Source organism: Pseudomonas sp. Nvir (assembly GCF_963778085.1).
Taxonomy (GTDB): Bacteria; Pseudomonadota; Gammaproteobacteria; order Pseudomonadales; family Pseudomonadaceae; genus Aquipseudomonas; species Aquipseudomonas juntendi.
Genome location: NZ_OY970405.1, coordinates 4,310,180 through 4,321,813, shown reverse-complemented (window position 1 = coordinate 4,321,813; position 11,634 = coordinate 4,310,180). Strand labels below are relative to the sequence as shown.

The following is an 11,634-nucleotide window of genomic DNA, read 5'->3' as shown; positions in this document are numbered from 1 at the left end:
GTGTCAAACCTGCTGGCTGAGCACCAGCTTGTTCAGGAAGCTATTGCAAAGGTCCAGTTGCTCGAGCGACACGTATTCATTGGCCTTGTGTGCCTGCTCGATGTAGCCGGGCCCACAAACGATGGTGGGCACGCCAACTTCCTGAAATAAGCCTGCCTCGGTGGCATAGGAAACCCGGCGTACACGGGTGTCTTGCCGCAAGCCGGCAATCAGCGTGCAGATTGCTTCTTTTTCGCTGGGGCTCAACGCGGGTGCCCTGGAGATTTTTTCGAAGACGATTCCTGCGGTATGCACGCGTGACTTCATCTCCGGCTGAAGCACCTCTTCGGCGTAGCGGGTTATTTTTGCGTATATCGATTCGGGGTCGACGCCTGGCAGGTTGCGGAACTCGAACTGAAACTCGCAGTGTTCCGGGATCGTATTGATTGCTATGCCGCCACTGATCGTGCCTGTTTGCGCGGTACTGAACGGTACGTCGAAACCCTCATCGAACGGGCCGTGATGTGAAGACTGCCGTGCGAGGTCGCTGATGAAGGTAATCAGCCGCGCGGCATACTCGATGGCGTTCACCCCGGCCGGTTGCAGCGACGAGTGCGCAGCATGCCCTTTGACCTTGCAGCGGTAGGCATTGATGCCCTTGTGGGCAACGACGATGCCCATGCCGGTGGGCTCGCCAACGATGCAACCCTGCGGTGCAACGCCGCGCTTGACCAGGTCTTGCACCATTGAGGGGGCACCGGCACAGCCGATCTCTTCATCATATGACAGCGCAAAATGCAGCGGCGCTTTCAACGCGGTGCGCAGCATATTCGGCAGCTGTTCCAGAGCGACTCCAATGAAGCCCTTCATGTCGCATGCGCCACGTCCGTACAGCTTGTTGTCGCGTACGGTCGGTGAGAAAGGGTCGGACGCCCAGGCCTGGCTGGTGACCGGAACCACATCGGTATGGCCGGACAAGACCAACCCGCCGGTCGTGGACCCGTCACACGCAGGGACCGTGGCGAACAAGTTGGCCTTGCGCCCGTCACGGTCGTAGATGAGGGTGCTGTCGATACCGTAAGACTTGAAGTAGTCGCGCACCACTTCTATCAAACCCAAGTTCGACAGTGCGCTCGTTGTATCCATGCTGATGAGCCGCTCGACCCATGGGTAGGCAGTGCAAAAATTAGCAGAAGTCATCTTATGGTCTTCATTCAAAGTACATCGGCATTGGGTGGGCGCGGCGGTGGATGGCGCGAGTTTGCCGAGCACCAATGCCCACGTTTGAATCATCGCGTGCGGCCAACCGCCTGCATTATTGAAGTTCTGCAAGGCTGCAGGTACACCTGCCGGGTTGATGCTATGACGCCTAGAAAGTGACTACAATCAATGTCAGCTTGTTTTTTGTTCTGATTGTTAGATCAACGAGGGCGCGGCATGAGTCGACTGATCAACCTTTCACGCATTGCCTATTTCCACGAAGCTGCCCGTTGCGGCAGCATTCGCGCGGCTGCCGACCTGCTGAACGTCGCCCCATCGGCGGTCACCCGGCAGATCCAGCTGCTGGAGGCCGAACTGGCGACGGTATTGCTCGAGCGGCGTGGCCGGGGCGTGGCGCTGACGGAGGCGGGCAAGCAGGTCATCGAGTTTCACCGCGAACAGGAGGCGCATCTCGGTGACCTTCTGGGCCGGCTTCAGTCGCTTCGGGAGATGAAAACCGGCCACGTGAGCCTGGTTCTGGGTGAGGGGTTCGTCAACGACATCCTCAACGGCCCCTTGCCGCGGTTCTGCAAAGCCTACCCAGGCGTGAAAATCAGCCTCGACTCGGCGGGTACCAACGAGCTGATTCGCAAGGTGCTGGAAGACGACGCCGAAATCGGGCTGGTCTACAACCCGCCGACCCACCCCAAATTGGTCTCTCGCGCCTGCCGTGTGCAGCCGATGAAAGTGATCTTCAGCCCCGACTCGCCGCTGCGCAAGGGCGACGGGCCCCTGCGTGCCCGTGAGTTGCTGGACTATCCGCTGGCGGTCACCTATTCCACGCATGGCGTCAGGCAACTGGTGGATGTGCTGGAGCTGGCCGAGAAAGTCAGGTTCGACCCGATGATGACCACCAACTCGATCGCCACGCTCACCCAGTTCGCCAAGACAGGGCTGGGTATCGCCTTCCTGCCGGCATTCGCCATAAAAGCAGAGCTGGACGCTGGGGAACTGCTGTGCCGGGATGTGGGCCATCCACTTTTCCTGACGGCCGAAGCCCACGTGGTAACGCGTGTTGGGCGCCGGTTGTCCTCGGCGGCTGCGCGCATGCTGCAAGTGCTGACAACGCAGATGCAGGCTTTCAAGTAAACGCAAGTATGGCACTTGACAGGGCAAGTCGCGCCTGTATTCTGATGACAAGCGTAGTCAAAATGTGAGAACAATAATATGCATTATGACCTGATCATCAAGAACGGCCTGGTCTTCGATGGCGTCAGCCACAATGGCGTGGCGGCGGATGTTGGCATCCAGGGCGGGCGTGTTGTTGCCGTCAGTGCATCAGCACTTGACCCGGCAGTGGCGGCAGCGGTACTGGATGCGAAAGGTTGCTGGGTGATGCCCGGTTTTCTGGAAATGCACTCGCACTACGATGCGGAGATATTGAGTTCTGCTGCATTGAAAGAATCCATCCGCCACGGTGTCACCACCGTGGCGACGGGTCTTTGTTCGCTGAGCATGGTTTCAGCTTCGGCGCAGGATTGCGCGGATCTGTTCAGCCGTGTGGAGTCCATCCCGCATGACCATGTACTGGACCTGCTAACCACACATAAGCGTTGGTCATCGCCGGCCCAGTACCGCACCTTCCTCGAAGGGTTGCCGTTAGGGCCGAACGTGGCGTGCTACATCGGCCACTCCGATATCAGGGCTGCCGCCATGGGGTTGCTCGAGGCCACCACGCCGCGGCCACCGACCGAGCAGGAACTGCGCAGCATGGAGGCCCTGCTCGATGAAGCTTTGGACCAGGGGTTCCTTGGCCTGTCGGTCATGAAAACCAAGATCGACCGGGTGGCCGGCGAACGTGCATGGTCGCGCCCACTGCCCTCGACCTTTGCCAGCTGGGCCGAAATGGCCCGGCTGTTCAAACGGCTGCGCGCTCGCGGGGCGATCCTGCAGGGCGCCCCGGATGTGGCCGAGCCCTCCAGTGCGGTACGCCTGATGCTCGCTGCCTCGGGCTGGTTCCGGCCAAAGCTGAAAACCACGTTGCTCACGGCGCTGGACCTGAAGGTGAAGCCCAGCCTGCAGAAGATGGTTCGCCTGAGTGGCTGGGTTACCCAAAAGCTGCTGCGCGGCAACCTCAAATGGCAGTTTCTACCGGCGCCACTGCGGGTCTACAGCGCGGGGCTGAACTTCAACAATTTCGACGAATTTGCCGGCGGCCTGGTGCTGCGCAACCTGAAGAACGAAGAGGACCAGTACGCAGAAGCCACCAAGCCCGAGTTCCGTGAATTATTCAAACAGGGTTTGGGCAGCGTATTGAAAGTAGGGCTCTGGCAACGGGACTTTTCCGACGCTTATGTCACAGCCTGCCCGGACCCAAACCTGATTGGCCGCAATTTCGGCGAAATCGCCAGGTCGCGCGAGCAGGACCCTATCGACTGCTTCCTCGATCTGGCGGTGCAGTACAAATCCGAGCTTGTCTGGACCACGCTTATGGGCAACAGCCGGGTCGAGGTCATGCACAAACTCATGCGCAGCCGCAGCGTCCATGTCGGCTTCGCTGATTCCGGGGCGCATATTCGTGGCCTGGCTTTCTACAATTTCCCGTTGCGCTTCCTGAAATATATCCGCGATGCCCACCTGGAAGGTAACCACTTCATGAGTGTGGGCGAGGGGGTGGCGCGTGTCACTTCCGAACTGGCCGACTGGTACGGGCTCGACGCAGGCAGGCTGAGGCCGGGCGCCCGGGCAGATATCGCCATCGTTGACCCCCAGGGCTTGAACAGTGACCTGGACGCGGTCAGCGAAGACCTCATCGAAAACACCCCGCTCAGGCGGTTGGTCAACCGCAACGACCAGGCAGTGCTGGCCACGTTGGTCAATGGGCGAGTGGCCTATGCCAGGGACGGTGGGTTCGCCAAGGACCTTGGCGTAGCGCACCACTATGGCAAATTCCTGCCGGCCCGTACTCAGCCTGCCTGAGCAAGAGGATCACCAACATGCACAGAACCATAGGGCAGTTCATCGATGGCAGGCAGGTCTACGCCAGCGGTTGCAGCACATTCGACTCGATCAACCCAGCCAACGGCCAGCTGTTGGCCACTGTCGAGCAAGCCAGCGCAGGGCAGGTCGACGACGCCGTGCTGTCGGCCAGCGCGGCGCAACGCGAGTGGGTCAAGCTTCCGGTGGCTGAGCGCACTGCGATAATGCTGGATGCAGCCAAGCTGATCTTGCTGCGCAATGACGAACTGGCGCAGCTGGAAACCCTCGATACCGGCAAGCCAATCTTCGATACCTCCAGGGTCGACATCAAAGGCGGGGTAGCGGTCATGCGCTACTTTGCCGGCTTGATGGCGGCTATCGAAGGCCGGCAGTCACCTGTGGGCGAAACAGCGTTCACCTATACCCGACGAGAACCGCTGGGTGTGGTGGCCGGGGTAGGCGCCTGGAACTACCCCCTTCAGATTGCCATGTGGAAGCTGGCGCCCGCGCTTGCGGCTGGCAATGCCATGGTGTTCAAGCCCAGCGAGTTGACACCCTTGTCCACCCTGCGCCTGGCCGAACTGCTGGTCGAGGCTGGCGTACCCGCAGGGTTGTTCAATGTGCTGCAAGGCAATCAGGCCGTGGGCAAGGCGCTCAGCGAGCACCCAGGTATCGCCAAGATTTCGTTCACCGGGAGCGTCGCGACCGGCATGAAAGTGATGACCAGCGCCGCCGGCACATTGAAGAAGGTCACCATGGAACTGGGTGGCAAATCACCGTTGATCATTCTGCCCGACGCCGATATCGAGCGAGCGGCAGATATTGCGGTAATGGCTAACTTCTTCAGCAGCGGCCAGGTGTGCACCAGTGGTACGCGGGTGTTCGTGCACCGCGCTATCCAGGCCAGGCTGCAGCGCGCAATCCTGAAACGGGTTGAAAATATTGCGATTGGCGACCCCAGTGACCCGCGCACGCGGTTCGGCCCTTTGGTCAGCCAGGCGCACCGCGAGAAAGTGCTGGCCTACATTCAAAGCGGTCGCGACGCCGGCGCGACATTGCTGTGTGGCGGGCACCTGCCGGCAGGGCAGGCGTTCGCGGCAGGCAGTTACTTGCTTCCGACTGTGTTTACGGACTGCAGCGACGACATGCAGATTGTTCAGGAAGAGATATTCGGGCCGGTGATGAGCCTGTTGACCTTCGACAGCGAGCAAGAGGTGATCGCGCGTGCCAATGCCTCGGTACTAGGCCTGGCGGGCGGCGTGGTAACCCAGAACATCTCCCAGGCGCACCGTATCGTGCACGCGCTGGAGGCGGGTATCTGCTGGGTCAATACCTGGGGCCAGGTGCCGCCTCAAATGCCCGTTTCCGGCAGCAAGCTGTCCGGTATCGGCCAGGAGAACGGCATCGAGGCACTGCTCGAGCACACGCGGACCAAATCGGTATTCATTGAACTGGGCAGCTATCAGTCCGTTTTCCCACCCTGCTGATCGTACAGGGCTGCGCCAGGCACCTTGGCGCAGCCTTCGATCAGGGCAAGCCCTGTGTCGATCAGCACGTTCACAGGGTCCCGGTATTGGCTCAAGGTCCAGTAAACGGCAATCTGGTTTATTGCCCCGAGTATGCCCATGCACATGTACAGTTCCGAGGCGACCGGCTTGAAGCCACCGTAGGTGCGGTTGATCGCGGACAACAGGAAGTTGCAGAAGCGCAAGTTGTTCTGCTGGTAGAGGTTGTCGACGCGTTGGCTTACCCCGAGCACTTCGACCAATACGATTTTCGCCACCAGCGGGTCCTGCATGGCCTCGAAAAACGTGGCGAGGAACTTGCGGCCTGCGTGGTGGTGTACCTGGTCGTGGTCCTGGTAGAGCTGGTTCAGGCGTTGTTCCAGGTCGTCCATGATCGATACGTACACCGCGCACAGCAGCTCTTCCGTGCCCTCGAAGGACTCGTAGAAGTACCGATCGGTGAGTTTCGCCTCGCTGCACAGGTCGCGCACGGTCGTGGCGCGGTAGCCCTGGGTGCCGAAAAGCTGCATCCCCGCCTTCATGAAGGCCTCCCGGCGGGCCTTGATGCGCTGCTCTTGGCTGACGCCACGGTAGGAGCGCTCGGCACCCCCGGAGGTTTTGCTCATTGTGGCCACCCTTCTAATAAACTGAATTCCATTGTAGTCAAAATTTTTAAATCACGACAAGCGCGGCCCTGTCGCACAGCGCTGTGCCGTTCAGTCACGGAAAAAGGCACTGATTTAAGCAACAAAGCCGCGTACGAAACTGAATGGTCAGCGCCGCTAGACGATTGACAGCAGCCAGCCTTGGACGCATCTTGATGACATGCATCGTCAGATAATTCGAGTTTGGACCTTGCTCTGGTCGCGTCACTCCGGTGCGTAAAAAAACAAAAAGACATCCCAGGAGCAGTACTGATGAAACCTTTCCGTTTTGCTGACCCTTGTGGGTCGAAAAGCAGGGTTGCATGGCTCGGCTTTGCGTCAGCTATCACCTTCACCCAGCCCGCTGCAGCGCTCGAATTTGCCCTCGCCGATGGCGATATCACCGGCACCCTGGATAATACCGTGTCTTTCGGCCAGGTATGGCGAGTTCAAGGCCAGGCGAAAAACAACGATGCGCTCAATGGCAACGACGGCAACCGCAACTTCGATACCGGGCTTGTTTCGCAGGTGTTCAAACTGACCTCGGAGCTTGAGGCCAAGTACCAGAATTATGGGCTGTTCGTTCGTGGGTCGGCGTTCTATGACACGCAGATAATGGATAAACGCAGTGACTACTACAACAACCCGGCGGTGGTAGAGCCTAGCCAGAATTATCCAAAGGATGACAGCTTTACCCGCAGTACCCGACACCTCGCCGGCCGCTCTGCCGACATTCTGGATGCCTACGTATACGGGGCATGGGACGTGGCCGATCACCCCCTGACGGTGCGTTTCGGCAGGCAGGTGTTCAACTGGGGTGAGTCCTTGTTCTATCGAGGCGTGAGCGTTTCGAACCCCGTGGATGCGGTCAAGTACCGCTTGCCTGGCTCTCAGGTCAAGGAAGTGCTTGTGCCGGTTGAGGCGCTGAGCCTGAATTTCGGCCTGACCGACAACCTGTCCATGGACGCTTACTACCAGTTGAAATGGAAAGAAACGGCGCTTGACCCGGTTGGCAGCTACTACTCCACCACCGATATCTTCGGGCCGGGTGGCAACACTGCGTACGCCCAGGTCCCTGCATTGGTTCCGGCAATGGCAGCGTACGGCATGGCCACCCAGATCCCGGGCGGCCTTGGCCAAGGCCCCTTCAATGCCAGCCGCTACCTCGACCCCGCCACTGGCATCTTCAAGGTCAGCAACGTGCAGTCGGACGACAAGGCTCGGGCCAGCGGGCAATACGGTATCAGCTTGCACTATATTGCCGAGGCCTTGAATGCCACCGACTTCGGCTTCTATTTTGCCAATTACCACGCCAAGGAGCCCGTGCAGCAGATCGACACCGGCGCCTACCGTGGCGTCGATCTGACCACGCTTGATTCGCTAATCGGCCCCAGCGCCGCGCGGGCATTGGCAACCCTGGACCTGTCACAGAATGCCAATGTGCGCCGTGAGTATGTCGAGGACGTTCGCATGTACGGCCTCAGCTTCAATACCACGATAAACAATGCGTCGGTTTTCGGTGAAATTTCCTATCGGCCGAATCTGCCGATTGCAATCAGTGCAACCAACGACCTGGTGGGTGACCTTCTCGCGCAAGGCGTGGCGGGTACGTCGGGGCTGTACGACGCCAACCTCGGCGGCGCGCAGGCGTGTGCCTCGCTGGGCGGTAAGCCGTTCTGCCGGGGCGGGGTCTATTCCAACTACGAGCGTGTCAAGTCGATCAACGCCTCGCTGGGCACCATCTACAACTTTGGCCCGTCGTTGGGCTTCAACTCGTTGGTCGGCATTGCCGAAATCGCGACCCAGTCCTACCACGGCAGCGACTTGAGTTATACCGGGTACAACCCCACCCCGGTAAAGCGCAAGTTCGCCGGCACCCCAGACACCACCGACAACCCCATGACCCGCGAGGCGTATGGCTACACGCTCAGCATGCAGGGCACCTGGACCAACGTATACGCTGGCGTGAACCTCTCGCCGTTCTTCGTCCACACCAACAACTTCAAAGGCAACTCCGACCTGACCGGCAGTTTCATGGAAGGCCGAAAAGGCTACACCTTCGGCATCAAGGCTGATTACCTGAGCCGCTTTGAAGCCGGCCTGCAATACACCCTGTTTACCGGTGCGGGGCAAAGCAACCTGATCCGTGACAGGGACAACGTCAGCATGGACGTGAAGTACTCGTTCTAACGAGGTATTCATTCTTTCAAGCAGGGCTAACCATGAAATACTACGTCAAGCATGCCAAGTGTCTTTCTCTCGTCGTTGGCACCGTTATGCTGTTCGCCTTCGGCGCGGCACACGCCGCTGTGTCTGAACAACAGGCAAGCCGGCTGGGTAAAGACCTTACCCCCCTGGGCGGCGAAACCGCGGGCAACGCCGATGGCAGCATCCCCGCCTGGACCGGCGGCCTGAGCAAACCCCCGGCCGGTTACGTGCCAGGCCAGCATTACGTTGATCCGTACCCGGACGACAAACCGTTGTTCACCATCACCGCGGAAAATGTCGAGCAGTACAAAAGCAAACTGAGCCCCGGGCAGATCGCCCTGCTCAAAGCCTACCCGCAAACCATGTCTTACCCGGTCTATACCACTCGCCGCAGTGCTGCCGAGCCACAGTGGGTGTACGACAACACCCGGCAAAACGCGACCACGGCGGAGCTGGCCGAAGGCGGCAACGGCTTCATCCACGCATTTGGCGGTATCCCGTTCCCGATCCCGCAAAGCGGCGTGGAGGCCCTGTGGAACCATATCGCTCGCTACCGCGGTACCTATGTGGTCCGCAAACTCTCGGAAGCCACCGTTCAAGCCAATGGGCAGTACAGCCTGGCCACTTATGACCAGGACGTCCTGTTCAAGTACTACGTCAAAGGCGGCAGTTACTCGACGCTGAACAACATCCTCTTCTATTACCTCAGTGCCGCCCGTAGCCCGGCCCGTATGGCGGGTGAGGCGTCGCTGGTGTACGAAACGCTGAACCAGGTGGCGGAGCCACGCATGGCCTGGGGCTACGTGCCAGGGCTGCGGCGGGTGCGTCGCGCCCCTACCATCTCCTACGACACGCCGGACAGCGGTTCCGATGGCCTGATCACCGTTGATGACCGTGATATGTTCAACGGCTCCCCCGATCGCTATGACTGGAAGCTGGTCGGCAAGAAAGAAATCTACATTCCCTACAACAACTATCGAATCGCCAGCCCGCAGTACAAGTACGATGACATCATCAAGCCCGGCCACCTGCTCAGTGCGCCGACCCGCTTCGAGTTGCACCGGGTGTGGGTGGTAGAGGGCACGTTGCGGCCAACGGCGCGGCATATCTACTCGAAACGGGTGTTCTACCTCGACGAAGACAGCTGGCAAATCGCGCTTGCCGACCGCTATGACAGCCACGGCGAACTGTGGCGGGTATCGATAGGCTACATGAGCAACTTCTACAACGTGCCCACCACCTGGACCACCGTCGACGCATTCTATGATTTGCAGGCGCGCCGCTACATGGTTCAGAAGTTGGAAAACGAGGAAAGCAAAACGCTCGACTTCAGCCAGCCAGTGCCCTCCGAAGACCGCTACAAGCCTGCAACCCTGCAGCGCATGGGCAACCGCTGACACGTGCCGCCAGGCGGCTCTGCCCGTGGCGGGCGGTGCCGCAGGGTTTCAGATGCAGGGCTGGCCGTGCCATGCCAGCCCGGCATTCTCGAAAGCTCATTCCGCCCATTCCGGGTCGCCCGTGAACACCACCGTCAACCAGCGGTTCGGCCCTTCACCGCCCACGGCTTCACCAATCTCGTTGCGCCACGCGTCCCATTCATCGATGGTCTTCGCTGCCATGGCCTTGGGTACGATGAAGTACAGCTCGATCTCGCGTGAGCGCCCGACCTTGGCAACATAGGCACGGTAGGACTGCAACCCGTGGCGGGCGACAAAGGCCTTGGCCACTTCGTCCACGTGCAGCTTGAGGTCGCCTGGGGTGACCAGGAAAATGTCCGCCAGGGCCTGGCGCACCACCGCCATCGGCAGCGGCACAATCACCAGGCACACCAGCGCCAGTACCGCCGGGTCGATGTACGGTGATACCCACTCCCATGAGGTTCCCTGAACCGCGTAACCAAAGCAGAAGGCGATCAGCAGTGCCGCGGTGATGCTGGCCGACATCACCCAGCCCTTGACGTCCATGGCCACGAAGTCCGACTTCAGCTGGCGGTTGGCGCGGGCCTCGACCAGGGCGATGGTCACGCAGCAGATCACGGTCACTACCGCGTAGACCATGGCAATGCCGAACTCCAGGTGTCGGCCGCCCTGCAGCAGGCTGCTGACGGCGTTGATCAGGGCATAGACCGCCACGCCGCTGAGCAGGATGCCATTGAGTGCCAGCACCATCGGCTCCAGGTGCCAGAAGCCCATGGTGAAACGCTCGCGCAGCTTGCGCGACATCTGCACGCTGGTGGTATGCGAGGTGATCAGCTTGACCACCACCAGCGACAGGCCGCTCATGCTGGCGTCGACCAGTGAGTAAACGCCATCGAACATGATCGAGAACGACCCGGAGGCCACGCCGAAAGCGATGCCGATGCTGGCGATGAACAGGGTGACGGCGATCGAGGTGCGCAGCAGGCCCTGTTCGCTGGCGATGTCGAAGAACGAAGATCGGGGGGCGGTTTGCATAAGGTGTGCTCGGCAAAAACGATGATGCTGTGGTGCCTGTGAGGGCCTCTTCGCGGGTGAACCCGCTCCTACAGAGGGGCATGGCTTCAAAGGCCAGTGCGGGTCCCTGTGGGGGCGGGTTTACCCGCGAAGAAGCCCTTACAGATTAGACGCGGAACTGCTCCATGAGCGCTTGTTGCTGGTTGGCCAGCCGGTTCAAGGCCTGGCTGATGCGAGCCGACTCGTCTGCCTGGCCTGCCAGCGATTGGGTAACGTCGCGAATGCCGGCTACGTTGCGGTTCACCTCTTCGGCCACTGCGCTCTGTTCCTCGGCGGCCGAGGCAATCTGCAGGTTCATGTCGCTGATCACCGCCACCGCCTCGCCAATGCGTTGCAGTGCCGGCAGGGCCTGCTCCATGCGTGCGGCACTGGCTTGCGCCTGGCGTTGGCCCTCGTGCATGGCGCCCACGACATCCTGGGTGCCTTGCTGCAAACCTTCGATGACCTGGCGAATTTCCTCCACCGACACCTGCGTGCGCTGTGCCAGCCCGCGCACCTCGTCGGCGACTACGGCAAAGCCACGGCCGGCTTCCCCGGCACGGGCTGCTTCAATGGCCGCATTCAGTGCCAGCAGGTTGGTCTGCTCGGCGATGGTACGGATGACTTCCAGTACCGTGCCGATCTGAG

At 60.3% G+C, this 11,634-nt stretch carries 8 protein-coding genes and 1 pseudogene; 5 read left to right on the top strand and 4 right to left on the bottom strand.

The annotated features are described in order from the left end of the window. Window positions 1–3: 3 nt before the first annotated feature. Window positions 4–1,311 (bottom strand): acetylornithine deacetylase, encoded by a 1,308-nt coding sequence (gene argE, locus AACG97_RS20790; RefSeq protein ID WP_225785996.1) that lies wholly within the window; start codon window positions 1,309–1,311, stop codon window positions 4–6. Window positions 1,312–1,416: 105 nt separating this feature from the next. Here argE and AACG97_RS20785 point away from each other — a divergent pair, with 105 nt between their 5' ends. The 3 genes from AACG97_RS20785 (at window position 1,417) to betB (ending at window position 5,645) form a co-directional block, all read left to right on the top strand. Next, window positions 1,417–2,328, top strand: coding sequence for a LysR family transcriptional regulator (locus tag AACG97_RS20785; protein WP_009684080.1), 912 nt, complete (start codon window positions 1,417–1,419; stop codon window positions 2,326–2,328). 78 nt (window positions 2,329–2,406) lie between these two features. After that, window positions 2,407–4,158, top strand: coding sequence for an N-acyl-D-amino-acid deacylase family protein (locus AACG97_RS20780; RefSeq protein ID WP_009684081.1), 1,752 nt, complete (start codon window positions 2,407–2,409; stop codon window positions 4,156–4,158). Window positions 4,159–4,175: 17 nt separating this feature from the next. After that, entirely contained in the window at window positions 4,176–5,645 is a 1,470-nt protein-coding gene (betB, locus tag AACG97_RS20775) for a betaine-aldehyde dehydrogenase (RefSeq protein ID WP_047149757.1), read from the top strand. On the opposite strand, the gene AACG97_RS20770 is transcribed toward betB, so the two are convergent. Next, window positions 5,621–6,289, bottom strand: a complete 669-nt coding sequence (locus AACG97_RS20770; protein WP_009684083.1) for a TetR/AcrR family transcriptional regulator — start codon at window positions 6,287–6,289, stop codon at window positions 5,621–5,623. The genes betB and AACG97_RS20770 overlap by 25 nt on opposite strands. A 291-nt stretch (window positions 6,290–6,580) precedes the next feature. On the opposite strand from AACG97_RS20770, the gene AACG97_RS20765 reads away from it, so the two are divergent. After that, window positions 6,581–8,497: a DUF1302 domain-containing protein gene (locus AACG97_RS20765; protein WP_009684084.1), complete on the top strand. Its 1,917-nt coding sequence runs from the start codon at window positions 6,581–6,583 to the stop codon at window positions 8,495–8,497. Between the two features lie 86 nt (window positions 8,498–8,583). Next, entirely contained in the window at window positions 8,584–9,912 is a 1,329-nt protein-coding gene (locus AACG97_RS20760) for a DUF1329 domain-containing protein (RefSeq protein WP_047149758.1), read from the top strand. A 96-nt stretch (window positions 9,913–10,008) separates the two neighbouring features. On the opposite strand, the gene AACG97_RS20755 is transcribed toward AACG97_RS20760, so the two are convergent. Further along, the gene (locus tag AACG97_RS20755) at window positions 10,009–10,968 is read right to left on the bottom strand and encodes a cation diffusion facilitator family transporter (protein WP_009684086.1); all 960 of its coding nucleotides are present in this window, start codon (window positions 10,966–10,968) and stop codon (window positions 10,009–10,011) included. 145 nt (window positions 10,969–11,113) lie between these two features. After that, window positions 11,114–11,623 (bottom strand): annotated as a pseudogene (locus AACG97_RS28130) (methyl-accepting chemotaxis protein); the annotation flags it as partial. Window positions 11,624–11,634 lie beyond the last annotated feature (11 nt).

Bases quoted from the DNA above. Each gene is read 5' to 3' on its own strand.
- AACG97_RS20770 (WP_009684083.1), bottom strand. From the start codon at position 6,289: ATGAGCAAAACCTCCGGGGGTGCCGAGCGCTCCTACCGTGGCGTCAGC.
- AACG97_RS20765 (WP_009684084.1), top strand. From the start codon at position 6,581: ATGAAACCTTTCCGTTTTGCTGACCCTTGTGGGTCGAAAAGCAGGGTT.
- AACG97_RS20780 (WP_009684081.1), top strand. From the start codon at position 2,407: ATGCATTATGACCTGATCATCAAGAACGGCCTGGTCTTCGATGGCGTC.
- AACG97_RS20755 (WP_009684086.1), bottom strand. From the start codon at position 10,968: ATGCAAACCGCCCCCCGATCTTCGTTCTTCGACATCGCCAGCGAACAG.
- AACG97_RS20760 (WP_047149758.1), top strand. From the start codon at position 8,584: ATGCTGTTCGCCTTCGGCGCGGCACACGCCGCTGTGTCTGAACAACAG.
- betB (WP_047149757.1), top strand. From the start codon at position 4,176: ATGCACAGAACCATAGGGCAGTTCATCGATGGCAGGCAGGTCTACGCC.
- AACG97_RS20785 (WP_009684080.1), top strand. From the start codon at position 1,417: ATGAGTCGACTGATCAACCTTTCACGCATTGCCTATTTCCACGAAGCT.